Below are 22,286 nucleotides of genomic sequence, written 5' to 3'. Positions count from 1 at the left end.
CCATGAACGGACTGTCCACCGTCCTCATCGTGGTCGGGCTCTTCCTCATCGGCGGCATCATCTCCTTCGTCAAGCAGGAGATGCCGAAGAGCCTCATCACGGTGCTTTCCATCGGCGCCGCGATGTGTCTCGTGGCGGGCGTCCTCCGGCTGGAGGTGTGGAATTGAGTACCCAGGCAAAAAACGTGGTCGTCTTCGACTACGGCTTCGGGAACGTCCGGTCCGCCGAGCGTGCCCTCGCCCGCGCGGGCGCCGACGTCGAGATAACGCGTGACTTCGACAAGGCCATGAACGCCGACGGGCTGCTCGTCCCGGGCGTCGGCGCCTTCGCCGCCTGCATGAAGGGCCTGAAGGAGGCGCGCGGCGACTGGATCATCGACCGCCGCCTGTCGGGTGGCCGCCCGGTCATGGGCATCTGCGTCGGCATGCAGATCCTGTTCGCCCGCGGCATCGAGCACGGCGTCGAGACCGAGGGCCTGAGCGAGTGGCCCGGCTCCGTCGAGCCGCTCCAGGCTGAGATCGTCCCGCACATGGGCTGGAACACGGTCGACGCCCCGGCTGGCACGGAGCTGTTCAAGGGCGTCGACCCGGACGCCCGGTTCTACTTCGTGCACTCCTACGCCGTGCACGACTGGTCCATGGAGACCGCGAACCCGGCTATGCGTGCCCCGCTCGTCACTTGGTCCACGCACGGCAAGCCGTTCGTTGCCGCCGTCGAGAACGGCGCCCTGTGGGCCACGCAGTTCCACCCCGAGAAGTCCGGCGACGCCGGAGCGCAGCTGCTCAAGAACTGGATCGGAACCCTCTGATGCCCTCGAAGTCCTCCGCCAAGCTTGAACTCCTCCCCGCCGTGGACGTGCGCGACGGCCAGGCCGTCCGCCTGGTGCACGGCGAGTCCGGTACGGAGACCTCGTACGGCTCTCCGCTGGAGGCCGCCCTGGCCTGGCAGCGGTCGGGCGCCGAGTGGCTGCACCTCGTCGACCTGGACGCCGCGTTCGGCACCGGCGACAACCGCGAACTGATCGCCGAGGTCGCCAAGGCGATGGACATCAAGGTGGAGCTGTCCGGCGGCATCCGCGACGACGACACGCTCGCCGCCGCCCTTGCCACCGGCTGCACCCGCGTGAACCTCGGCACGGCCGCCCTGGAGACCCCCGAGTGGGTCGCCAAGGTCATCGCCGAGCACGGCGACAAGATCGCGGTCGGCCTCGACGTACGCGGCACCACGCTGCGCGGCCGCGGCTGGACCCGCGACGGCGGCGACCTCTACGAGACGCTGGAGCGCCTCAACAAGGAGGGCTGCGCCCGCTACGTCGTCACGGACATCGCCAAGGACGGCACGCTGCAGGGCCCGAACCTGGAGCTGCTGAAGAACGTGTGCGCGGCCACCGACCGCCCGGTCGTCGCCTCCGGCGGCGTCTCGTCCCTGGACGACCTGCGGGCGATCGCCGAGCTCGTCCCGCTGGGTGTGGAGGGCGCGATCGTGGGCAAGGCGCTGTACGCGAAGGCGTTCACGCTGGAAGAGGCCCTGGAGGCTGTGTCGCGATGACGTCCGATGCCGTGCGGCGCGTGCAGAGCGGGACCCCCTGGGAGGACTCCATCGGCTTCGCGCGCGCCGTCGCGGCGGGCGACCGCGTCCTCGTCGCGGGTACGACGTCCTTCAAGGGCAGCGTGCTGTACGGCGAGGGCGACCCGTACGAGCAGGCCAAGGTGGCCTTCTCGCACGCACTCGAGGCGATCGCCGAGTTCGGGCTCGGCATCGAGTCGGTGATCCGTACGCGTATGTATCTGACCCATGCGCGGGACCTGGACGAGGTGGGCCGGGCCCACAAGGAGCTGTTCGACTCCGTCCGCCCGGCCGCGACCATGCTGGTCGTGGAGGGCTTCGTCGACCCGCGCATCCTGGTCGAAGTGGAACTAGAAGCTTTCAGAGGAGCCTGAGGTGACCCTGGCGGTCCGAGTCATCCCCTGCCTGGACGTGGACAACGGCCGTGTCGTCAAGGGCGTGAACTTCCAGAACCTGCGCGACGCGGGCGACCCCGTCGAGATGGCGAAGGTGTACGACGCCGAGGGCGCGGACGAGCTCACGTTCCTGGACATCACGGCGTCGTCGGGCAACCGCGAGACGACGTACGACGTGGTGCGCCGCACGGCCGAGCAGGTCTTCATCCCGCTCACCGTCGGCGGCGGCGTGCGCACCGCCGAGGACGTCGACAAGCTGCTGCGCGCGGGCGCGGACAAGGTCGGCGTCAACACGGCGGCGATCGCCCGCCCCGACCTGATCCGCGAGATCGCCGAGCGCTTCGGCCGCCAGGTCCTGGTCCTGTCGGTCGACGCCCGCCGCACCGACGCGGGCACCCCGTCCGGGTACGAGGTGACCACCCACGGCGGCCGGCGCGGCACCGGCATCGACGCCGTCGAGTGGGCCCACCGCGCCGCCGAGCTGGGCGCGGGCGAGATCCTGCTCAACTCGATGGACGCCGACGGCACGAAGGACGGCTACGACATCGCGATGATCGAGGCCGTCCGCAAGCACGTCACGATTCCCGTCATCGCCTCCGGCGGCGCCGGCAAGCTCGCCGACTTCCCGCCGGCGGTCGCGGCGGGCGCGGACGCGGTGCTGGCGGCGTCGGTGTTCCACTTCGGTGATCTGCGGATCGGCGAGGTGAAGGGGGCGCTGCGGGCGGCGGGGCACCCTGTGCGCTGAGGTAGGGCAACCACTGCTTGCCGTGATGCATTGTGCGGCATCTTGCTTGTGTACAGCGCACACGGAAGGTGGTGCTCCATGTCTGTCACGCGCATCGATCTGGACGACGAGGCGCTGGCCGAGGCGATGCGGCTGATGGGCTCGAAGACCAAGCAGGACGCGGTCAACATGGCCCTGCGCGACTACGTGGCCCGGGTCCGGCGGTTGGAGGCCGCGGAGAAACTGGCCGCGCGTGGCGCCGCGGGCGAATTCGACCAGGCGGCGGCGGCCCATGAGGCGGCCAAGCGCGCCCGGCGGGCGCCCGTCAAGTAGTCAGAATCCCCACGCTGAGTCGGCGCTGGACGCCAGAAACCGGGGCGAGATATATTGGGGCTTCTTATATATATCGCGGCCGAGGAGGCAGGCATGTCCAAGACCCTTGTGGACGTCGACGATCAGATGCTCGCCTTCGCCCAGCAGCAGCTCGGTACGGCGACGAAGCGCGACACCATCAACCGTGCATTGTCGATAGCTGCCGCAATCAGCGCGGATGACCGTGCGCGGGCGCTGCGCTGGCTGCAGGACAACGCCGGACAGTTCCTCGACTTCGAGGTGCTCGAGGAGCGGGAGCGTTCGGGCCTGTGAACTACCTCGCCGACACGTCAGCCGTCTGGCGACTTCTGCGAGGGCAGATCGGTGAGCCTTGGCCCCAGCACGTGGCTCGGGGACTCGTCTCCATCTGCCCGCCCGTCGAGTCCGAGCTCATGCCGGGGCTGCGCGCAGACCGCGACTACGAGCCGTTCTTCACGATGCTCGGACGGACCTTCGGCTGGGTGCCCGCTCTGGAAGAACCATGGCCGAAGGTGATCGCGGTCCAGCGGGATCTGGTGAAGATCGGCCACCATCGTGGGCCGTCGCCCATGGACATCCTCATCGCGCTGACAGCCGAACAGCATCGCCTGACGGTCCTGCACGTGGACGACGATTTCGCAGCGATCGCCAAAGTGCGCCCGGACATCTCCATGCTCCGGCTCCAGCCGCAGACCGGCTGAAGGCCGTTCCAGGAGCCGGCAGCGCCCCTCAGATCCCCAGCTGCTTCGTCTCGTGCAGCTTGGCGATCGCGTCCTTGTCGCCGTCCAGCTCCACGTTCGCCGCCTCCTGGCGGCCGAACGCGAACATGGTCAGCTCGCCCGGCTCCCCGGTGACCGTGACGACCGGCGTGCCGCGCTTGCCGACGGCCGTCTGGCCGTTCGGGCGGCGCAGGACCAGGCCCGACGTCGCACCGCGACACAGGATGCGGGCCGAGCGCTCCAGGCGGGACCAGAGGGCGTCGGCGAAGACCGGGTCGAGTTCGCGCGGCGTCCAGTCGGGCTGGGCGCGGCGCACGTCCTCGGCGTGGACGTAGAACTCGACGGCGTTCGCCGCCTCGTCGATCTGCTTCAGCGCGAACGGCGAGAAGCGCGGCGGGCCCGTACGGATGAGCTGGATCAGCTCCTCGTACGGCTTGGCGGCGAACTCGGCCTGCACCCGTTCCAGGCGGCTCGCCAGCGGCTTGATCAGCGCTCCGCCCGCCGCGTCCGGACGGCGCTCGCGCACCACCACGTGCGCGGCCAGATCACGGGTCTGCCAGCCCTCGCAGAGGGTCGGCGCCTCGGGCCCCGCCGCCTCCAACAGGTCGGCGAGGAGCAGTCGTTCACGCTTGGCATGGGTCGACATGGGGCAAGCGTACGGCCGCGCCCCGGCGCCTGCCACGGTACGGGGCCGTGCAGGGGCGCAACTGGGCCACGGGGTCCGCGCACGGCGACTGTCCACCGGGCGGACGGCGCGCCGCGTTGTCGTACCCATCCCGCACAATGGCACCCATGAGCAGCACGCCCCCTCCCAGCAGCCTGGACCCGGAGATCGCCGCGCGCCTCAAGCGCAGCGCGGACGGACTCCTGCCCGCCATCGCCCAGCAGTACGACACCGGTGAGGTGCTCATGCTCGGCTGGATGGACGACGAGGCGCTGCACCGCACGCTCACCACGGGGCGGTGCACGTACTGGTCGCGCAGCCGCCAGGAGTACTGGGTCAAGGGCGACACATCCGGCCACTTCCAGTACGTCAAGTCCGTCGCCCTCGACTGCGACGCCGACACCGTGCTCGTGAAGGTCGACCAGGTCGGCGCCGCCTGCCACACGGGCGCCCGTACGTGCTTCGACGCCGACGTCCTCCCTCTGAGTCAGTAAGGTCGCCCGCCATGGACCTCGAGACGTTCCGCAAGCTGGCCACCGACCGCCGCGTGATCCCCGTCAGCCGCAAGCTGCTCGCGGACGGCGACACCCCCGTCGGGCTCTACCGCAAGCTCGCCGCCGAGCGCCCCGGCACCTTCCTGCTGGAGTCCGCGGAGAACGGCCGCTCCTGGTCCCGCTACTCCTTCGTGGGCGTGCGCAGCGCGGCGACGCTCACCGAGCGCGACGGGCAGGCGCACTGGCTCGGCGCCCCGCCGGTCGGCGTGCCGGTCGACGGCGACCCGCTCGCCGCCCTGCGCGCCACCGTCGAGGCGCTGCACACGCCGCACGACCTGGGCGCCGGGATGCCGCCGTTCACGGGCGGCATGGTCGGCTACCTCGGGTACGACATCGTGCGGCGCCTGGAGAAGATCGGCCCCGGCGAGCACGACGACCTGCAGCTCCCCGAGCTGACCATGCTGCTCACCAGCGACCTTGCCGTCCTGGACCACTGGGACGGCACCGTCATGCTCATCGCCAACGCGATCAACCACAACGACCTCGACACGGGCGTCGACGAGGCCTACGCGGACGCGGTGGCCCGCCTCGACGCCATGGAGGCGGACCTCTCCCGGCCGATCGCCCAGCCCCCGGCGGCGCTCCCGCCGTCCGAGCTGCCGGAATACACCGCGCAGTGGGGCGGCCCGGACTTCGAGGACGCCGTCGAGGACATCAAGGAGCGCATCCGCGCGGGCGAGGCCTTCCAGGTCGTACCCTCGCAGCGGTTCGAAACCCCGTGCACGGCAAGCGCGTTGGACGTCTACCGCGTGCTGCGGGCGACCAACCCGTCGCCGTACATGTACCTCTTCCGCTTCGACAGCTTTGACGTCGTCGGGTCCAGCCCGGAGGCCCTGGTGAAGGTCGAGGACGGGCGGGCGATGGTGCACCCGATCGCCGGAACCCGGCCGCGCGGCGCCACGCCGAAGGAGGACCAGGCGCTCGCGGACGAGCTGCTCGCCGACCCCAAGGAGCGTGCCGAGCACCTGATGCTCGTCGACCTCGGCCGCAATGACCTCGGCCGCGTGTGCGAGCCCGGCTCGGTGGAGGTCGTCGACTTCATGTCCATCGAGCGGTACTCGCACGTGATGCACATCGTGTCGACGGTCACCGGGCGGGTCGCGGAGGGGCGCACGGCCTTCGACGTCCTGACGGCCTGCTTCCCCGCGGGCACCCTGTCGGGCGCGCCCAAGCCCCGCGCGATGCAGATCATCGACGAGCTCGAGCCCGCGCGCCGCGGACTCTACGGCGGCTGCGTCGGCTACCTCGACTTCGCCGGCGACTCCGACACGGCCATCGCCATCCGCACCGCCCTGCTGCGGGACGGCACGGCGTACGTCCAGGCGGGCGCCGGCATCGTCGCCGACTCCGACCCGGTCGCCGAGGACACGGAGTGCCGCAACAAGGCGGCGGCGGTGCTGCGGGCGGTCCACACGGCGAACCGGCTGGGCACGGCGGGGTCGTAGCGATCAGCGATTTCGGGGGCTGGTGGCTGAGCCCGGGCGCGGGGCGTTGGGTTCCGAGCGCGGGGCGGGGGCCGGCACCCCGCCCCGTCGGGCACCGAGGGGCGTGGGGGATAGTGGACGGGTGACTTCTGCAGCAGTTCCCCAGCCCCGTCGCGAAGGCCGTGAAGGGGCGTCCGCGACCTCCGCCCCCCGCGGCGGCCGCCGCAGCCTCGCAGCCGCCCTGCTGCTGGGTGCCGTCGGCGCGGCTGTCGTGCTGCTGGCCTCCCGGCAGGAGTGGGCCGGGGGGACGGCCTCCGTGGCGGGTGGCGACTTCCCGCTGACGGCCAAGGGCAGCGACGTCACCGGAGTGCCGGCCGCGCTCGCGATAGTGGGCCTCGCCGCCCTCGTCGCGGTCTTCGCGGTGCGCCGTGCGGGACGCGTGCTCGTCTCCGCCCTCCTCGCGCTCTCCGGAGCCGGCACCGTCGCCGCGGCCGTGCTCGGCGCCGGCGACAGCTCCGTACTGGACGAGAAGGCCGCCGAGGCCGCCGGCAACACCGCCGCCACCGTCGGCGCACTCACCCACACCGCTTGGCCGTACGTGGCGGCCGCGGGCGGCGCACTCCTCCTCCTTGCGGGGCTGCTCGCGCTGCGCTATGGACGCGGCTGGCCCGCCATGTCCGGGCGGTACGAGCGCGACGGCACGCCCCGTCCCCGTAAGGCCCCGGTCGTCGACCCCGACCGGCCCGAGGACCTGTGGAAGGCCCTCGACCGCGGCGAGGACCCGACCCGCGAGGTGTGAACCCGGGACCCGGGAACGGACCCGCTTGCTCGGGCCCGACTGCGATGGCCTGGGTTCGGATCTCGTGGCCCGGAAGTCCCTGAGCCCCTGGGTCTTCGGGCCTGGCGACCCGGGACCCCCGCCGCTCGGGCATACGTGCGAGTACGGAAGAATGGGTGCTGAGCGTCCGGCTCACCACCGCGTAGCACGTCACGCACACAGCCGCGTATCGCGCACACAGCAACGAGAGCAACGAGGAGCACAGCAATGGCGGGCAGCAGCCACGGACACGGACACACCCCGGCCGCGTGGACCGGTGTCATCATCGCCTTCATCGGTTTCTGCGTCGCGGGTACCTTCATGGTCATGGCGAACCCGCTGGGCTTCTGGGCCGGCATGGTGATCATCGCCGTCGGCGCGATCGTCGGCGGCGCCATGAGCATGGCCGGCCTGGGCCAGAAGCGGCCGCAGCCGCAGGCCGTGCAGTCCGAGAGCTGACGCTCGCGCGCTCCCCGATTCTCCACGCCGAAGGAGGCGGCACCGGTCCGAGGCCGGCGCCGCCTCCTTCGACGTGTCGACGACGGTGCCGCCTCCTTCGCGTACCGGCGACGGTGCCGTCGGCGGGCGGAGCGTGTGCCTCCGGGGGAGAATGCCCGCGTGAATCCCGAACCCCGGAGCACAGCGCCGACCGACCGCGCGGCGTTCACACCCGGCCAGGTGGACGTGCCGGGTCACGTGGACGTGCCCGGTCACGCAGGTGCGCCCAGCCACGCGGCCGCGGCCGGTCGCCAGACCCCGGCCCCGGCCACCCCCATCCCCGACGTCCCCGGCCCGGGCCCTTCGTCGGGCGCCGCCATCCAGCGTCTGCTCGTGCCCGGCGGTGTGCTCGTTTCCGTTGCCGCCGCCTTCGCCTACGTCGGAGTGGTCGACCCCAATGAGCCCGGGCACTATCCGGTCTGCCCGCTGCTCCGGTTCACCGGCATCTACTGCCCCGGCTGCGGTGGGCTGCGCAGTGCGCACGCCTTCGTGCACGGCGACTTCGCGGCCGCGGTGCAGGACAACGCGCTGGCCGTCGCCGGCTATGTGCTCTTCGCGGTGCTGTGGGTGGTCTGGGCCGTCAGGGCGGCTCGGGGGCGCCCGCTGCGGATCGATCCCCGTCCGGCGCACCTCTGGGCGTTGGGCGTGCTGGTCCTCGCGTTCACCGTCGTCCGGAATCTGCCCTTCGGTGGCTGGCTGCACCCTTGATCAACTAGCGAATGTCCAGGTAGTGGGACCAAGGTCCGCCGGATGCGGGGCCATGGCCCTCCTACGGATACCATCGCAAGTGACCATCGGAATGCCGGTGCGTCAGTTCGAACAGCTTCAGTGCTGCCGCAACCGTCAGGAAGGGGGCCGCTCGCGTGAGTGTGCTCGACGAGATCATCGACGGAGTCCGTGCCGACCTCGCGGAGCGGCAGGCGCGCGTCACCCTCGACGAGCTCAAGGAGCGTGCGGCAAAGGCTCCTCAGGCCAAGGACGGAGTCGCCGCGCTGCGAGGCGACGGCGTCAAGGTGATCTGCGAGGTCAAGCGCTCCAGCCCGTCGAAGGGCGCGCTCGCCGCGATCGCCGACCCGGCCGGGCTCGCCGCCGACTACGAGGCGGGCGGCGCGGCCGTCATCTCCGTCCTGACCGAGCAGCGCCGCTTCGGCGGATCGCTCGCCGACCTCGAGGCCGTCCGAGCCCGGGTCGAGATCCCGGTGCTCCGCAAGGACTTCATCGTCACGTCGTACCAGCTGTGGGAGGCCCGGGCGTACGGCGCCGACCTCGCGCTGCTGATCGTCGCGGCCCTGGACCAGCCCGCTCTCGAGTCGCTGATCGAGCGCGCCGAGTCCATCGGGCTCACGCCCCTCGTCGAGGTGCACGACGAGGACGAGGCCGAGCGGGCGCTCGACGCGGGTGCGCGCGTCATCGGCATCAACGCGCGCAACCTCAAGACGCTCGAGGTCGACAGGTCGACCTTCGAGCGTGTCGCACCCGAGATCCCCGACTCGATCGTCAAGGTCGCCGAGTCCGGTGTCCGCGGGCCGCACGACCTGATCGCCTACGCCAACGCCGGGGCCGACGCCGTCCTGGTCGGTGAGTCCCTGGTCACCGGCAAGGACCCGAAGACGGCGGTCGCCGACCTCGTCGCCGCGGGGACGCATCCCGCGCTGCGGCACGGCAGGGGCTGACCCCGCCATGACCCGCGGCCGCCTCGCAGCCCGGCACCGGACGAGCCTCCGCTCGGCCGGTGCCGCCGTCTGCGCGCGGCCGGGCGGGGGTGGGGGGGCGCCCCGGGACCCGTACGCCCGCCTTGCCCGCGGCTGCCGGCCGCGCGGGTGCCGGGCGCCGGCCCGGCGGGTGCACGGGCGGCGCGTGCGCTATGTGATCGGGGACGAGCCCGGGCAGGTCAACGGGATGCGATGGCGCGAGCACGCCGCGCGCGTCCGTGCGGGGCTCGGCCCCGCCGCCTGACCCCGTTGTGGGCAGGCGTTCCGCAGGGCGGAACGGGCCGACGTCGTCGGGTTCCGCCTGTGCCCACCCGTTCCGCCCCTGGGGGCACCTCCCAGGCCCTTAAGGCACTGGGGGAGGAACGACTGCCCACAGGCGGGCGGAACCGCGGCGGAACCGGCGGACGCCCAGGCGCGCGGCAGCGCTACCGTGACCATCGTCAACCCGAGAGACGGGGCGCAACGCCCCAGCGAGGTTCGCATGCCCAGCGAGTTCTTCATTCCCGACCCGGAGGGTCAGGTCCCCAGCGCCGAGGGGTACTTCGGCGCGTTCGGCGGCAAGTTCATCCCGGAGGCGCTGGTCGCCGCCGTGGACGAGGTCGCCGTGGAGTACGAGAAGGCGAAGTCCGACCCGGAGTTCGCGCGCGAGCTGGACGACCTGCTCGTCAACTACACCGGCCGGCCCAGTGCCCTCACGGAGGTGCCCCGGTTCGCCGAGCACGCCGGTGGTGCCCGCGTCTTCCTCAAGCGCGAGGACCTGAACCACACCGGCTCCCACAAGATCAACAACGTGCTCGGTCAGGCCCTGCTCACCAAGCGCATGGGCAAGACCCGCGTCATCGCCGAGACCGGCGCCGGCCAGCACGGCGTCGCGACGGCCACCGCCTGCGCGCTGTTCGGCCTCGAGTGCACCATCTACATGGGTGAAATCGACACCCAGCGCCAGGCCCTCAACGTCGCCCGCATGCGCATGCTGGGCGCCGAGGTCATCGCCGTGAAGTCCGGCTCCCGGACGCTGAAGGACGCCATCAACGAGGCCTTCCGCGACTGGGTCGCCAACGTCGACCACACCCACTACCTCTTCGGGACCGTGGCCGGACCGCACCCGTTCCCCGCCATGGTGCGCGACTTCCACCGCGTCATCGGCGTGGAGGCCCGCCGCCAGATCCTGGAGCGGGCCGGGCGGCTGCCCGACGCCGCGATCGCCTGCGTCGGCGGCGGCTCCAACGCCATCGGCCTCTTCCACGCCTTCATCCCCGATGAGTCCGTACGCCTCATCGGCTGCGAACCCGCAGGTCACGGCATCGACACCGGTGAGCACGCGGCCACCCTCACCGCGGGCGAGCCCGGCATCCTGCACGGCTCCCGGTCGTACGTCCTGCAGGACGAGGAAGGCCAGATCACCGAGCCGTACTCGATCTCGGCCGGGCTCGACTACCCGGGCATCGGGCCCGAGCACGCGTACCTCAAGGACAGCGGGCGTGGCGAGTACCGCGCCGTCACCGACGACGCCGCGATGCAGGCCCTGCGGCTGCTGTCGAAGACCGAGGGCATCATCCCGGCCATCGAGAGCGCCCACGCGCTCGCCGGGGCCCTCGAGGTCGGCAGGGAGCTGGGCAAGGACGGGCTGATCATCGTCAACCTGTCCGGGCGCGGCGACAAGGACATGGACACTGCCGCCCGGTACTTCGGGCTGTACGACCGGAACGAGGTCAAGGACCAGGCGGCGGTCGACGCGGCCGTCGAGGCGGACGCGAACGGCGGGGTCGCCGAGATTCGGGGGGACGCGAAGTGAGCGGGGCTGCATTCATCGGTGGAAAGCGCCAACTGCTGAGCGACACCCTCGCGGCCGCCAAGGCCGAGGGCCGGGCCGCCCTCATCGCCTACCTCCCGGCCGGATTCCCGACCGTGGACGGCGGCATCGAGGCGATCAAGGCCGCCTTCGACGGCGGAGCCGACGTCGTCGAGGTCGGGCTGCCGCACAGCGACCCCGTCCTCGACGGGCCCGTCATCCAGACCGCGGACGACATCGCCCTGCGCGGCGGGGTCAAGATCGCGGACGTGATGCGCACGGTCCGCGAGGCGTACGAGGCCACGGGCAAGCCGGTGCTCGTCATGACGTACTGGAACCCGATCGACCGCTACGGCATCGAGCGGTTCACCGCCGAGCTCGCCGAGGCGGGCGGCGCGGGCTGCATCCTGCCCGACCTGCCGGTGCAGGAGTCGGCGACCTGGAGGGAGCACGCCGAGAAGCACGGCCTCGCCACGGTCTTCGTCGTCGCGCCGAGCAGCAAGGACGAGCGGCTCGCGAAGATCACCGCGGCCGGTTCCGGGTTCGTCTACGCGGCCTCGCTCATGGGCGTGACGGGCACCCGGGAGTCCGTCGGCGCACAGGCGCAGGACCTCGTACGGCGTACCCGTGCCACCACCGACCTGCCCGTCTGTGTCGGCCTCGGCGTCTCGAACGCCGAGCAGGCCACCGAGGTCGCGGGCTTCGCCGACGGCGTCATCGTCGGCTCCGCGTTCGTCAAGCGGATGCTGGACGCGGAGGACGACGCGGCGGGCGTCGAGGCGGTCCGCGCGCTGGCGAGCGCCCTCGCGGAGGGCGTGCGACGCCGAAACGCGTAACCCGAACCCGCGAGTACCGCACCCCACCAGTCACCCCGGCTGGTGACCCGTACGAGGTGATCCGTGCGAATCGCCCCTAAGGGTGCATAACTCGTATGGGTGGACCTGGGACCGGGGAGGCACGCTCGTGCCTCCCCGGTTCGTTTGGCGGGGTGTGAGTGACAAGAACCGTGAGGGAAAGCGCAACGCACGCGAGCGGATCGCGGCCGAGCGAGAGCGTGAGAAGGCGCGGGAGAGGCGGCGCCGGACGCTGATCGTCGGGGCGACCGTGGCGTGCGTGCTGGCACTGGCCGCCGTGATCGGCGTGATCGCCGCCAATACCGGCGAGGACAAGCCCGACACCTCGGGCCCCGTCGCGGCGCCCACCGGCGCGTCCGGGCAGGACAGCCTGGTGATCCCCGTCGGGCAGGACACCGCCAAGTCGACGCTCACGGTCTGGGAGGACTTCCGCTGCCCGGCCTGCAAGAACTTCGAGGACCAGTACCGTTCGACGATCCATGAGCTGACCGAGGCGGGCCAGCTCCGCGTCGAGTACCGCCTGGCCACGCTCATCGACAAGAACATGGGCGGCAGCGGCTCCCTGCGCGCGGCCAACGCCGCGGCCTGCTCCCAGGACGCCGGCAAGTTCACCGCGTACCACGACGTGCTCTTCGAGAACCAGCCCGAGGAAACGGACGACGCCTTCGCCGAGAACAGCAAGCTGATCGAGCTGGCGGGCAAGGTGGATGGGCTGGTCACGCCCACGTTCGAGAAGTGTGTGAACGACGGCACCCACAACAGCTGGGTCGCCAAGTCGAACGAGGCCTTCGAGGCCGCAAACCTCGGGGGCACCCCGACCGTCCTGCTCAACGGCAAGAAGGTGTACGGGGACCCCCAGAACCCGCTCACGCCGCAGAAGCTGAAGCAGATGGTCGAGGACGCCGCCAAGGCCTGAGGCGGACCGGTCATACGACCGGTGTTATGGAGCCGTAGCCGGGCGGGTTGCCGTGTCTCCCGTCCGGCACGGTAGCGTCGACCCTGCCATGGACCTTGCCTTCATTCCCAGCCCGTCGCGCGGTGTGCTGTACCTCGGCCCCATTCCGCTGCGCGGCTACGCGTTCTGCATCATCATCGGTGTCTTCGTGGCCGTCTGGCTCGGCAACAAGCGGTGGATCGCCCGGGGCGGCCAGTCCGGCACCGTGGCCGACATCGCCGTGTGGGCGGTGCCCTTCGGCCTGGTCGGCGGCCGGCTCTACCACGTGATCACGGACTACGAGCTGTACTTCAGCGAGGGCCGCGACTGGGTCAACGCCTTCAAGGTCTGGGAGGGCGGCCTCGGCATCTGGGGCGCCATCGCCCTCGGCGCGCTCGGCGCGTGGATCGGCTGCCGGCGGCGGGGCATCCCCCTTCCGGCGTACGCCGACGCGGTCGCGCCGGGCATCGCCTTCGCCCAGGCGATCGGCCGCTGGGGCAACTGGTTCAACCAGGAGCTCTACGGTCGTGCCACCGACGTGCCGTGGGCGGTGGAGATCACGTCGTCCGAGGACGGACGGATCCCCGGCACGTACCACCCCACGTTCCTCTACGAGTCGCTGTGGTGCATCGGCGTCGCGCTGCTCGTGATCTGGGCCGACCGGCGCTTCAAGCTCGGGCACGGACGGGCCTTCGCGCTCTACGTCGCCGCGTACTGCACCGGCCGCTTCTGGATCGAGTACATGCGCGTCGACGAGGCGCACCACATCCTCGGTCTGCGGCTCAACAACTGGACCGCGCTGCTCGTCTTCCTGCTCGCGGTGATCTACATCGTCGTCTCGGCGAAGCGGCGGCCGGGGCGCGAGGAGGTCGTGGAGCCGGGTGCCGAGGGCTCCGACGAGGGCGAGAAGGCCACCGAGGAGAGCGGCTCCGCCGAGGGTGACAAGGCCGCCGAGGGTGAGAAGGCCGCTCTCGGAGACAAGGCCGGCGATGCTCCCACTGGCTCCGACGAAGCGTCGGAGTCCGCCGAGGACACCGCCGTACCCGAGCCGTCGGGCTCCGCTGAGGACAAGGACGAGGCCGGGTCGGCCAAGAAGAGCTGACGGGCCGGGAGCACGCCGGCTGCGCAGCCGGTACCCACCGAGTACGCACACGGGGCCGCCGGACGAGATGTCCGGTGGCCCCGTCGCATGCGTTCCGGGCACGACAAGGTCCACACGGGGGAGGGGGCCGACGACGCGGGATCAGGGAGCTCACCGGATGCACCCCGATCGCCGAGGCGGTTCGCAAGGCCATCGAGGACGAGTGTGCGGACCCTCAGTCCGCACTCAGCCCGCGTGCTGCGCCAGCGCCAGCGTGCGGTGGGCGCAGGCCACGATCGCCGGATCGACGAAGCGGCCGTCCGGGAGGGCGAGGGCCCCGGAGTCCGACGTGGCGCTCTTGAGAATCTCTTCCGCGGACGCGATCTCCGCCGGGGACGGAAGGTAGGCCCGCTTGATCACCGGCAGCTGGCGCGGGTGGATCGCCATGCGGCCGAGGAACCCCAGCGCGCGGCCGTGGGCGCAGGAGGCCATGAGTCCCTCGATGTCGCGTACGTCCGGGTACACGGACTGGGCGGGCGGTGCGAGCCCCGCCGCGCGCGCCGCCAGCACGATCCTGCCGCGCGCCCAGTCGAGCCCGGCGTCGTCCCGCACGCCCAGATCCGCGCGCAGATCGGCCTCGCCGAGTGCGATGCCGCGCAGCGCCGGGTGGGCGCTCGCCACGGCGAAGGCGCGCTCCACGCCTAGGGCGGACTCCAGGAGGGCGTAGAGCGGAAGGGCGCCGCCCTCCGCGGGCGCGGCGAGTTCCGCGACACGCACAACTTCGTCCGGGGACGTGATCTTCGGCAGCCGCAGCCCGGAGAGGCCGGGGAGGGCGGCGACGGCACGGATGTCGGCCTCGGCCAGCGGGCTGTCCAGCGCGTTGACCCGGACGTGGACCGGGACGGGCGGCCGCTCGGACAGCAGTTCGGCGGTGGCCGCGCGCGCGTACTCCTTGCGGTGCGCGGCCACCGCGTCCTCCAGGTCGATCACGACGACGTCGGCGCCGGAGGCGAGCGCCTTCGCCGCCACCTCCGGCCGGTCTCCGGGCGCGTACAGCCAGGTCAGCGGGGGCGGGGAGGTGGGCAGGACGCCGGTTCCCGGCCAGCCGCCGGTCCCCGGCCTGCCGCTGCTGCCGTGCGCGCCCTCCATGCGGTGCATGCCGTCCATGCGGTGCATGCCCTCCGTGTGGTGCATGCCGTCCATGCCGTTCATACGGCACCCTCCGAGCGCAGGGTCTCGATCTCCTCTTCCGTGAGGCCCAGTTCCGTCAGGAGGGCGTCCGTGTCCGCGCCGTGCGGCCGGCCCGCCCAGCGGATGCCGCCGGGGGTCTCGGTGAGGCGGAAGAGGACGTTCTGCATACGCAGCGGGCCGAGTTCGGGGTCGTCGACGGTCGTGAGCGCGTCGCGGGCCGCGTACTGCGGGTCGCCCATGATGTCGCGTACGTCCTGGACGGGAGCGACGGCCGCCTCGGCCTTGGCGAAGGCATCGAGTACCTCGGCGCGGGTGTGCCGGGCGATCCACGAGCCGACCGCGTCGTCGAGCACGTCGGCGTGGCGGGCCCGGTCCGCGCCCGTCGCGAACCAGGGCTCGGAGATCAGCTCGGGCCGTCCGACCAGGTGCATCACGCGTTCCGCGATGGACTGCGCCGATGTGGAGACGGCGACCCAGTGATCGTCGGCCGTGCGGTACGTGTTGCGCGGCGCGTTGTTCGCCGACCGGTTGCCGGTCCGGGGCTGTACGTGGCCCAGCTGGTCGTACCAGAGCGGCTGCGGGCCGACGACCGTCAGGATCGGTTCGATGATCGCCATGTCGACGATCTGACCGCGGCCGGTGCGGTCGCGGGCGCGCAGCGCCGTCATCACCGCGTACGCCGTCGTGATGCCCGCGATCGAGTCGGCGAGGCCGAACGGCGGTAGCGTCGGCGGTCCGTCCGGGTCGCCGGTCACGGCGGCGAAGCCGCTCAGGGCCTCCGCGAGGGTGCCGAAACACGGCTGGTGCGCGTACGGGCCGAACTGGCCGAAGCCCGTGACCCGCGCCAGGACCAGCCGCGGATTGACCGCCGACAGCTCCTCCCAGCCCAGGCCCCAGCGCTCCAGCGTGCCCGGGCGGAAGTTCTCGACGATGACATCGGCGGTGGCGGCCAGGCGCAGGAGCGTCTCGCGGCCGCCCGCCGTGGACAGGTCGGCGGTCATCGTGCGCTTGTTGCGGCCGAGCAGCTTCCACCACAGGCCGACGCCGTCCTTCGAGGGGCCGTGGCCGCGGGACGGATCGGGCCTGCGGGGATGCTCGATCTTGATCACCTCGGCGCCGAAGTCGCCGAGCAGGGTTGCGGCGAGCGGCCCGGCGAAGAGGGTCGCGATGTCGAGTACGCGGAGGCCGGTGAGGGGCGGCTGGGATCCTGCGGTGGCGGGCTGCCGCATGCCGGCCGCCGACTGCTCTGCTGAGGTGTTCGCTGGGCTGTTCATGAGAGGTGCTCGCCCTGCTTGTCCTGCTGCTCATGCTGCTCCTGCTCCTCGTGCAGGGCCAGTTCGTCGATCTCGCCGCGGCAGGGCATGGCGGCCGACGCTCCGGGCCGCTGCACCGAGAGCGCGGCCGCGGACGACGCCCAGGCCAGCGCCTCGGGCATCGGCCTGCTCTCACCCAGGGCCACGGCAAGGGAGCCGACGAACTCGTCGCCCGCGCCGGTCGAGTCCACGGCTGTCACGTGCGGAGCAGGGACGGTGATCTTCTCGGCGCCCCGTGCCGCGTAGAGACAACCGGCCGAACCCAGCGTGACCACCACTTCCGGCACCTGCTTGAGGAGGGCGTCGGCCGCCTCGTACGGGTCGGTGACGCCGGTGAGCGCGGCGGCCTCGTGCTCGTTCGGTACGAGGAGGTCGGTGGCGGCGAGGAGCCCGGGCGGCAGGGGCTGGACGGGCGAGGGCGTGAGGACGGTGCGTACGCCGTGCCGGTGCGCGGCCTCGGCCGCGGCGAGCACGCCCTCCAAGGGGATCTCCAGTTGCAGCAGCAGCATGTCGGCGAGGGCCAGGACGGCCTCGTCGCCGGGGGCGAGGCCCGTGAGGGTGCCGTTGGCGCCGGGGATGACGACGATGGCGTTGCCGCCCTCGTCGTCGACGACGATGTGCGCGGTGCCGGACGGGCCCTCCGCGGTGCGCAGCAGGTCGGTGTCCACGCCCGAGTGTTCGAGCGTGGCCCGCAGCTGGGTGCCGTAGGCGTCGGCGCCCACCGCACCGATCATCGACACCGTGCCGCCCGCGCGGGCTGCGGCCACGGCCTGGTTGGCGCCCTTGCCGCCGGGGAGCGTACGGAACTCGCGGCCCGTGACGGTCTCTCCACGCTGCGGGGCCTTCGCGACGTACGCGACGAGGTCCATGTTCGCGCTGCCGAACACGACGATCTGGGTCATGGGTGGTGTGCCTCCCGGTAGGTGACGCGGGCGTGGGTGAGCTGGGAGTCGTTGAGCTGACCGTGAGTGACCTTGGCGTGGGTGGCCTGGGTGTGAGTGGCCTGGGCGTAGGTGACTTGGGCGTGGGTGAGCTCGGCGAGGGTGTCGAAGCCGATTCCGTCGAAGCCGGCGACGGACGTGGCGAGGCGGTTCTTGAGCGGGGCCGTCCAGCGCTCGGGCAGCGCGTCCGGACGGCCCGCGAGCAGCCCGGCGATCGAACCGGCGGTCGCGCCGTTCGAGTCGGTGTCCCAGCCGCCGGACACCGCACGGCAGATGGAGCCGGTGAAGTCGCCGTCGGCGTGCGTGAGCGCGGCGGCGAGCAGGGCGGCGTTGGGGATGACGTGCACCCAGTGGTACGTGCCGTAGGCGGCGTGCAGCTCGTCGACCACCCTGTCGAAGTCCCCCCCGCCGTGGGCGAGTTGAATGCCGTGGCGTACGGCGCGGGCCAGGCGGGAGTCCGCCGGTACGACGGTGAGCCCGGCGCGCAGGCACTGGTGGACGTCGCTCCGTCCGCCCGCCGCCTCTGCGATCGCGGCTGCGGCGAACATCGCGCCGTACACGCCGTTCGCGGTGTGCGTGAGCACCGCGTCGCGGTGCGCCTGCGCGGCCGCGGCGGCCGGGTCGCCCGGGTTCGTCCAGCCGTGCACGTCGGCGCGGATGAGGGCGCCGATCCACTCCCGGAACGGGTTGCGGTGGCGGGCCGTGAGCGGCGGCTCGATGCCGTCGAGGAGATTGCGGTACGCGATGCGCTCCGCGGTGAACGTGCGGCCCGCGGGGAGTTCGTCGAGCCAGAGCCGGGCCACGTCCGTGGTGGTGAAGGCGGGGCCGTGGCGCTGGAGCAACAGGAGGCCCAGCAGGGGGTAGTTGAGGTCGTCGTCCTCCGGCATGCCGTCAATGTTCTCGGCGAGGGAGGTTGGTGCGGAGCGGCGGTTCCAGGGGTGGGTGCGGGTGAGGGCGTCGGGGACGCCCTGGGCTGTGAACCAGGTGGTCAGGGGCCAGTTGCCGGTGGCTTGGGCGAGGGCGCGGATGCCTTGCAGGGGGAGTTTCTCGACCGGCTTGCCCCGGAGGCAGCCGGCCGCTCTGCCCAGCCAGGCGGCTTCCAGGCGGGGGAGGAGGGTGGTGTCGGCTGGCGGTGGGGGGTTTTCTTCCCCAAGCCCGCCCCTTCCCGCAACTGGGGGCGTGCCCCCAGGCCCCCGTGTGAGGGGCTGAGGTCCGCTGTGCCCACCCGTTCCGCCCCAGCGGAACGACTGCCCACAGCGCGGTGCGGCGGCCGTGGGCCAGTTCGGGCACAGGGCCCTGATGGCGTCGATGTCCGTTGGTTCCGTTGCCGCCAACCGTGTGGGAATTGCGGCAAGTTCGGTGAGGAGTTGCTCCGCGAGTGTGCGCAGGTGGGTGGAGGCCGGGTTCGCGGACGCGCCCGCGCGGGGCGGGGACTCCGGGCCGCCCGCTGATCGCCAGCGCTCCGCGATGGCCGTCGCGTCGCGGCCGTCCTCCGCGGCCTGTCGCAGTTCGTGGCCGAGGAGGTCCTCGGGCTGGACCCAGGTGAGGCGCAGCGCCGGGTGCTCGTCCGGTTCGGAAGGCGGCGCAGGCCTGGTCGGCTCCCGGGGCGGGCCCGTCATCGGAGGCCCGCCATCTCTGCGAACGCGGCCTCGTGGGCTCGGCGGCGGCGTACGTCGCGGGCGAAGACCTCGCGGGTCACCTCGGCGAGTGTCCGTGCCGGTGCGTGCAGGTCGAGGCGGCTCGCGTCGGCCACCGCCTTCGCCCACTCGTCCGGGACCTCTGAGCCCAGGGCGCCCGCGAGTGCGCCCGCCATCGTGGCGATCGAGTCGCAGTCGCGGCCGTAGTTGACGGAACCGAGGACGGCGTGGCGGTAGTCGCCGGCCGCCACGACGAGCATGCCCAACGCGATCGGCAGCTCCTCGATGGCGTGCAGCCGGGACGGGCGGCGGGCGCCGAGCGAGGGCGCGCGGTAGTCGGGGCCGACCGTGTCGTACGGCTCGACCGCGGCGCGCAGCGGCGTCAGCGCGGACTCGAACTCCGTGTGGCGGGAGGCCGCTTCGCAGACCGCCTCGATCGCGGCGCGCGTGCCGTCCTTCGCGAGGGCGAGGCAGGCGTCGACGACCGACGCGGGCGTCGCGCCGGGCCGGCAGGCCGCGGCCACGGCGGCGGCGAAGACACCTGCCGCCTCCCGCCCGTACGACGACTGGTGCGCACCGGCGACGTCGATCGCCTCCGCGTACGCGCCCCGCGGATCGGCCGCGTTGACCAGGCCGACCGGGGCCATGTACATCGCCGCACCGCAGTTGACGATGTTGCCGGTGCCCGCCTCGCGCGGATCCACATGGCCGTAGTGGAGCCGCGCCACCAGCCATTTCTCGGCGAGGAAGATCCGCTGGAGGGGGAGGGCCTCCGACTCCAGTTCCGGGATCCACACCGGACGGCTGATCAGTTCGGGGACCAGGTGCTCGGCCACCGCGTAGGCGTCGAGATGGTCGCGGACGGTGGCGTAGACGCGTACCAGCGCGTGCGTCATCAAGGTGTCGTCGGTGACGTGCCCGTCGCCCTTGTGGTACGGGGCGATGGGGCGGGCGGTGCGCCAGTCGTCGCCGTGCCAGGGGCCGACGACGCCCTGCACGCGGCTGCCGTGGCGCTCCACGATCTGTTCGGGCGAGTAGCCCTCGACGGGGCCGCCGAGCGCGTCGCCGACGGCGGCGCCGACGAGGCAGTCGGCGATCCTCTCCTCCAGGGTTACGCCATCGGTCACGGCGTCGGACACGCCGTCGGTTACGCAGTCGGTTACATCCTGAATGTCCCGCATGTGTGAATCATCCCTCTGTGGTGGTCGATTCCGTGTGTGCGAGGTGTTCGGCGAGTTCCACGAGGTCGGTGCCGGTGAGGCGGGGGAGGGCGCAGCCGGGCAGGGTGCGGCAGGCGTCGCGCCAGGCGGGGGGCACGGCGTCGCCCCCGCCGAGCGCGCCGGCCAGGGCGCCCGCGAGGGCGGGGGCCGAGTCGGCGACGCGCGACAGGCACGCGGCCGCGGGCACGGCCTCCTGCAGTCGGCCGCGGGCGGCGGTCACGAGGGCGAGGGCGACGGGGACGGTCTCGGCGGCCGCGATGCCGTAGCTGTAGACGTGGTCGACGATCTGGTGCTCGAGGAGCGGGACGAGGCCGAAGGCGCTGTCGGCGGTGTGGGCCAGTGTCAGGGCGTGGCGTGCGTTGCGGCCGATCTCTGTGGGTTCGGGCAGCTGGGCGAGCGCCGCGGCCACGCAGATGTCGACGTCCGCGCCGCCGAGCGCGGCGGCGACAGCGGCGGCCATGGCGCGGGCGCCGTGCACGCCGTCGCCGTCCTGGGTGTAGCGGGCGTCGAACTCGGCGAGGTCCGCGGCCTCCTCCGGGTCGCCGGGGTGGGCGACGGCGAGTACGCAGGCGCGTACGCAGGCGGCGTCGTCGAAGTAGTGCGGGTTGTCGTGGCCCGTGGCCGGCGGGCGCAGGCCGGTGGCGAGGTTGCCGAGACCGGCCCGTACGGAGATGCGGGCGCGCAGCTGGAGGACGGCCGACTCGACCTCGGGGGCGCGGTCCGCGGCGGCGGCGACCTCTCCGGCGAGGGTGTTCCAGGACAGGTCGATCGCGGCGCGCATCCGGCGCCCCCGGCCGAGGTCGCCGAGGGCGCTGCTGTCGGCCGCGCACAGCAGGGCCCCGGCGGCGAACGCGGCCCACTCCGCGTCGTCGGACGGGCCGAGGCGCAGAGGCTCCGGGGGCTGGTTGAGCGCGATGGGGACGGGCAGCGTGGTGGTCGCGTTCTCCTCGGCGAACGTGTCCAGCTCCCGGGTGAGCCGCCGCGTCCATTCGGGCATCCGGGCGGCCCGGTGCCGCGCGGCCGGCCACCCGGCGGCGTCCCCAGCGGCCAGCCCGAGCAGGAGCCCTTCGATACGCCGGACGGGGGGCCGGGCGCGGCCCGCTTCGTGGGCGTCGCCTGCTTCGGCGGCGCCTGCGGCGGTGCTTACGGGGGCGCTGCTTACTGGGGCGCGGGCTGCTGAGGCGGGCCGCGCAGCCGCAGCGTTCCCGCCGGGCATGGCGGGGGCCTCCGGCGCTACGGGGGCCGTGTCAAGGGCGTGCTTATCCGCTGGAGGTGCGTACGCATCCGCTGGAGGCGCGTGCTCGTCGGCTGGGGATGCGTGATCGGCCGCTGGAGGTGCGTACTCGTCGGCCGGAGGTGCGTACTCATCGACCGGAGGCACGTAGCCGTCAGCTGCCAGCACGTATCTGTCCGTGGTGTTCGTCTTGCCGTAAGCCGTCGGGGTGCGTCCGTCCGTGGCGTGCCCGGACTCCTTCCTCCTCCGCCCGCGGCCGTCCGCTCCCCGCGTGGCCGGCGCACGTCCTGCCCGAGGCGCCGGGTCGGCCGGGGCCCGGCGTGGGCCCACCGGCCCGCCGGGGGACGCGGCCTCGCCGTCGGGCACGTAGCCGTCGGCTTCCGGCGTCGCCTGCGTCGGGCCTGCGTGGCGCGTGTCGCCCTCGGGCGGCTGGTGGCGGCCTCTGGGCCCGGCCGGTACGTCCATGTCGGTCACGGAGCCGCCCCCTCGTCGGGCCCGCCCGTGTCCACCGGGCTGCCGTCCGCCACCGGGCTGCCGGGATCGCAGTGCGGATCAGCGGGCCGGTGGGGATCAGGCCGGCGGTGGGGGCCACGCGGCCCCGGCCCAGACCCTGATCCCGGCCCAGACCCCGGCCCAGACCCCGATCCCGGCCCAGACCCCGATCC

26 protein-coding genes are annotated in these 22,286 nt (G+C 72.5%); 19 read left to right on the top strand and 7 right to left on the bottom strand.

Annotated features, from left to right (window positions below; translation table 11 throughout):
• The first annotated feature begins 2 nt into the window (after positions 1–2).
• From STSP_RS39590 to STSP_RS10960, 8 genes are all read left to right on the top strand, one after another.
• Positions 3–167 carry a hypothetical protein gene (locus tag STSP_RS39590; protein ID WP_198547312.1) on the top strand — a complete coding sequence of 55 codons (165 nt, stop codon included), beginning with the start codon at positions 3–5 and terminating at the stop codon, positions 165–167.
• A complete protein-coding gene (gene hisH / locus STSP_RS10990) occupies positions 158–808 on the top strand; it encodes an imidazole glycerol phosphate synthase subunit HisH (protein ID WP_067275386.1) in 651 nt (216 codons plus the stop codon). Before STSP_RS39590 ends, hisH begins: the two co-directional genes overlap by 10 nt.
• A complete protein-coding gene (gene priA, locus STSP_RS10985; protein ID WP_067275384.1) occupies positions 808–1,548 on the top strand; it encodes a bifunctional 1-(5-phosphoribosyl)-5-((5-phosphoribosylamino)methylideneamino)imidazole-4-carboxamide isomerase/phosphoribosylanthranilate isomerase PriA in 741 nt (246 codons plus the stop codon). Before hisH ends, priA begins: the two co-directional genes overlap by 1 nt.
• Positions 1,545–1,940 carry a RidA family protein gene (locus tag STSP_RS10980; protein WP_067275382.1) on the top strand — a complete coding sequence of 132 codons (396 nt, stop codon included), beginning with the start codon at positions 1,545–1,547 and terminating at the stop codon, positions 1,938–1,940. Before priA ends, STSP_RS10980 begins: the two co-directional genes overlap by 4 nt.
• Before the next feature lies 1 nt (position 1,941).
• Positions 1,942–2,706, top strand: a complete 765-nt coding sequence (gene hisF / locus STSP_RS10975) for an imidazole glycerol phosphate synthase subunit HisF (RefSeq protein ID WP_067275377.1) — start codon at positions 1,942–1,944, stop codon at positions 2,704–2,706.
• 78 nt (positions 2,707–2,784) lie between these two features.
• Positions 2,785–3,018, top strand: coding sequence for a type II toxin-antitoxin system VapB family antitoxin (locus STSP_RS10970; RefSeq protein ID WP_067275369.1), 234 nt, complete (start codon positions 2,785–2,787; stop codon positions 3,016–3,018).
• Positions 3,019–3,111: 93 nt separating this feature from the next.
• The gene (locus STSP_RS10965) at positions 3,112–3,330 is read left to right on the top strand and encodes a hypothetical protein (protein WP_067275366.1); all 219 of its coding nucleotides are present in this window, start codon (positions 3,112–3,114) and stop codon (positions 3,328–3,330) included.
• Positions 3,327–3,737 carry a PIN domain nuclease gene (locus STSP_RS10960; protein WP_067275364.1) on the top strand — a complete coding sequence of 137 codons (411 nt, stop codon included), beginning with the start codon at positions 3,327–3,329 and terminating at the stop codon, positions 3,735–3,737. The genes STSP_RS10965 and STSP_RS10960 overlap by 4 nt, the downstream gene beginning before the upstream one ends.
• A 28-nt stretch (positions 3,738–3,765) precedes the next feature.
• Here the strand turns inward: STSP_RS10960 and STSP_RS10955 are convergent, their stop codons facing one another.
• Positions 3,766–4,401 carry a TIGR03085 family metal-binding protein gene (locus tag STSP_RS10955; RefSeq protein WP_067275362.1) on the bottom strand — a complete coding sequence of 212 codons (636 nt, stop codon included), beginning with the start codon at positions 4,399–4,401 and terminating at the stop codon, positions 3,766–3,768.
• Positions 4,402–4,547: 146 nt separating this feature from the next.
• Between STSP_RS10955 and hisI the strand changes: the two genes are divergently transcribed.
• From hisI to lgt, 11 genes are all read left to right on the top strand, one after another.
• Positions 4,548–4,913, top strand: coding sequence for a phosphoribosyl-AMP cyclohydrolase (gene hisI, locus STSP_RS10950; RefSeq protein ID WP_067275434.1), 366 nt, complete (start codon positions 4,548–4,550; stop codon positions 4,911–4,913).
• An 11-nt stretch (positions 4,914–4,924) separates the two neighbouring features.
• Positions 4,925–6,418 carry an anthranilate synthase component I gene (locus tag STSP_RS10945; RefSeq protein WP_067275359.1) on the top strand — a complete coding sequence of 498 codons (1,494 nt, stop codon included), beginning with the start codon at positions 4,925–4,927 and terminating at the stop codon, positions 6,416–6,418.
• 121 nt (positions 6,419–6,539) lie between these two features.
• Entirely contained in the window at positions 6,540–7,196 is a 657-nt protein-coding gene (locus tag STSP_RS10940) for a TIGR02234 family membrane protein (protein WP_067275356.1), read from the top strand.
• Positions 7,197–7,442: 246 nt separating this feature from the next.
• Positions 7,443–7,673 (top strand): HGxxPAAW family protein, encoded by a 231-nt coding sequence (locus tag STSP_RS10935; protein ID WP_067275354.1) that lies wholly within the window; start codon positions 7,443–7,445, stop codon positions 7,671–7,673.
• A gap of 315 nt (positions 7,674–7,988) precedes the next feature.
• Positions 7,989–8,420: a DUF2752 domain-containing protein gene (locus STSP_RS10930; RefSeq protein WP_067275432.1), complete on the top strand. Its 432-nt coding sequence runs from the start codon at positions 7,989–7,991 to the stop codon at positions 8,418–8,420.
• A 155-nt stretch (positions 8,421–8,575) separates the two neighbouring features.
• The gene (gene trpC, locus STSP_RS10925; protein WP_067275352.1) at positions 8,576–9,385 is read left to right on the top strand and encodes an indole-3-glycerol phosphate synthase TrpC; all 810 of its coding nucleotides are present in this window, start codon (positions 8,576–8,578) and stop codon (positions 9,383–9,385) included.
• Positions 9,386–9,392: 7 nt separating this feature from the next.
• Positions 9,393–9,668: a tryptophan biosynthesis modulator TrpM gene (gene trpM / locus STSP_RS40950; protein WP_078067068.1), complete on the top strand. Its 276-nt coding sequence runs from the start codon at positions 9,393–9,395 to the stop codon at positions 9,666–9,668.
• Between the two features lie 237 nt (positions 9,669–9,905).
• Complete coding sequence (trpB, locus tag STSP_RS10920; RefSeq protein WP_067275349.1) at positions 9,906–11,219, top strand: tryptophan synthase subunit beta; 1,314 nt, start codon at positions 9,906–9,908, stop codon at positions 11,217–11,219.
• Positions 11,220–11,233: 14 nt separating this feature from the next.
• Positions 11,234–12,052 carry a tryptophan synthase subunit alpha gene (gene trpA, locus STSP_RS10915; protein WP_067275430.1) on the top strand — a complete coding sequence of 273 codons (819 nt, stop codon included), beginning with the start codon at positions 11,234–11,236 and terminating at the stop codon, positions 12,050–12,052.
• A gap of 154 nt (positions 12,053–12,206) precedes the next feature.
• Entirely contained in the window at positions 12,207–12,986 is a 780-nt protein-coding gene (locus STSP_RS10910) for a DsbA family protein (protein ID WP_067275348.1), read from the top strand.
• A gap of 88 nt (positions 12,987–13,074) precedes the next feature.
• Positions 13,075–14,106 (top strand): prolipoprotein diacylglyceryl transferase, encoded by a 1,032-nt coding sequence (gene lgt, locus STSP_RS10905; RefSeq protein WP_067275347.1) that lies wholly within the window; start codon positions 13,075–13,077, stop codon positions 14,104–14,106.
• Between the two features lie 225 nt (positions 14,107–14,331).
• Here the strand turns inward: lgt and STSP_RS10900 are convergent, their stop codons facing one another.
• The 6 genes from STSP_RS10900 to STSP_RS10875 form a co-directional block, all read right to left on the bottom strand.
• Positions 14,332–15,288 carry an HpcH/HpaI aldolase/citrate lyase family protein gene (locus tag STSP_RS10900; RefSeq protein WP_408646259.1) on the bottom strand — a complete coding sequence of 319 codons (957 nt, stop codon included), beginning with the start codon at positions 15,286–15,288 and terminating at the stop codon, positions 14,332–14,334.
• Between the two features lie 5 nt (positions 15,289–15,293).
• The gene (locus STSP_RS10895; RefSeq protein WP_067275426.1) at positions 15,294–16,505 is read right to left on the bottom strand and encodes a CaiB/BaiF CoA transferase family protein; all 1,212 of its coding nucleotides are present in this window, start codon (positions 16,503–16,505) and stop codon (positions 15,294–15,296) included.
• Between the two features lie 41 nt (positions 16,506–16,546).
• A complete protein-coding gene (gene rbsK / locus STSP_RS10890; RefSeq protein ID WP_078067067.1) occupies positions 16,547–17,491 on the bottom strand; it encodes a ribokinase in 945 nt (314 codons plus the stop codon).
• Positions 17,488–19,149, bottom strand: coding sequence for an ADP-ribosylglycohydrolase family protein (locus STSP_RS10885; protein ID WP_078067066.1), 1,662 nt, complete (start codon positions 19,147–19,149; stop codon positions 17,488–17,490). The genes rbsK and STSP_RS10885 overlap by 4 nt, the downstream gene beginning before the upstream one ends.
• Positions 19,146–20,294 (bottom strand): ADP-ribosylglycohydrolase family protein, encoded by a 1,149-nt coding sequence (locus tag STSP_RS10880; protein ID WP_232789585.1) that lies wholly within the window; start codon positions 20,292–20,294, stop codon positions 19,146–19,148. The genes STSP_RS10885 and STSP_RS10880 overlap by 4 nt, the downstream gene beginning before the upstream one ends.
• Positions 20,295–20,355: 61 nt before the next feature.
• Positions 20,356–21,603: an ADP-ribosylglycohydrolase family protein gene (locus STSP_RS10875; RefSeq protein ID WP_078067064.1), complete on the bottom strand. Its 1,248-nt coding sequence runs from the start codon at positions 21,601–21,603 to the stop codon at positions 20,356–20,358.
• Positions 21,604–22,286: the final 683 nt, after the last annotated feature.

This window comes from Streptomyces jeddahensis (assembly GCF_001642995.1).
Lineage (GTDB): Bacteria > Actinomycetota > Actinomycetes > Streptomycetales > Streptomycetaceae > Streptomyces > Streptomyces jeddahensis.
Note: the sequence above shows the minus strand (reverse complement) of the source record. Positions and strands in the feature narration are given on the sequence as shown.

Excerpts from the sequence above, each read along its gene's own strand:
- STSP_RS39590 (WP_198547312.1), top strand. The coding sequence starts at position 3 with ATGAACGGACTGTCCACCGTCCTCATCGTGGTCGGGCTCTTCCTCATC.
- priA (WP_067275384.1), top strand. The coding sequence starts at position 808 with ATGCCCTCGAAGTCCTCCGCCAAGCTTGAACTCCTCCCCGCCGTGGAC.
- STSP_RS10980 (WP_067275382.1), top strand. The coding sequence starts at position 1,545 with ATGACGTCCGATGCCGTGCGGCGCGTGCAGAGCGGGACCCCCTGGGAG.
- STSP_RS10970 (WP_067275369.1), top strand. The coding sequence starts at position 2,785 with ATGTCTGTCACGCGCATCGATCTGGACGACGAGGCGCTGGCCGAGGCG.
- STSP_RS10965 (WP_067275366.1), top strand. The coding sequence starts at position 3,112 with ATGTCCAAGACCCTTGTGGACGTCGACGATCAGATGCTCGCCTTCGCC.
- STSP_RS10955 (WP_067275362.1), bottom strand. The coding sequence starts at position 4,401 with ATGTCGACCCATGCCAAGCGTGAACGACTGCTCCTCGCCGACCTGTTG.
- hisI (WP_067275434.1), top strand. The coding sequence starts at position 4,548 with ATGAGCAGCACGCCCCCTCCCAGCAGCCTGGACCCGGAGATCGCCGCG.
- STSP_RS10945 (WP_067275359.1), top strand. The coding sequence starts at position 4,925 with ATGGACCTCGAGACGTTCCGCAAGCTGGCCACCGACCGCCGCGTGATC.
- STSP_RS10935 (WP_067275354.1), top strand. The coding sequence starts at position 7,443 with ATGGCGGGCAGCAGCCACGGACACGGACACACCCCGGCCGCGTGGACC.
- trpM (WP_078067068.1), top strand. The coding sequence starts at position 9,393 with ATGACCCGCGGCCGCCTCGCAGCCCGGCACCGGACGAGCCTCCGCTCG.
- trpB (WP_067275349.1), top strand. The coding sequence starts at position 9,906 with ATGCCCAGCGAGTTCTTCATTCCCGACCCGGAGGGTCAGGTCCCCAGC.
- lgt (WP_067275347.1), top strand. The coding sequence starts at position 13,075 with ATGGACCTTGCCTTCATTCCCAGCCCGTCGCGCGGTGTGCTGTACCTC.
- STSP_RS10900 (WP_408646259.1), bottom strand. The coding sequence starts at position 15,288 with ATGGACGGCATGCACCACACGGAGGGCATGCACCGCATGGACGGCATG.
- STSP_RS10895 (WP_067275426.1), bottom strand. The coding sequence starts at position 16,505 with ATGCGGCAGCCCGCCACCGCAGGATCCCAGCCGCCCCTCACCGGCCTC.
- rbsK (WP_078067067.1), bottom strand. The coding sequence starts at position 17,491 with ATGACCCAGATCGTCGTGTTCGGCAGCGCGAACATGGACCTCGTCGCG.
- STSP_RS10885 (WP_078067066.1), bottom strand. The coding sequence starts at position 19,149 with ATGACGGGCCCGCCCCGGGAGCCGACCAGGCCTGCGCCGCCTTCCGAA.
- STSP_RS10875 (WP_078067064.1), bottom strand. The coding sequence starts at position 21,603 with ATGCCCGGCGGGAACGCTGCGGCTGCGCGGCCCGCCTCAGCAGCCCGC.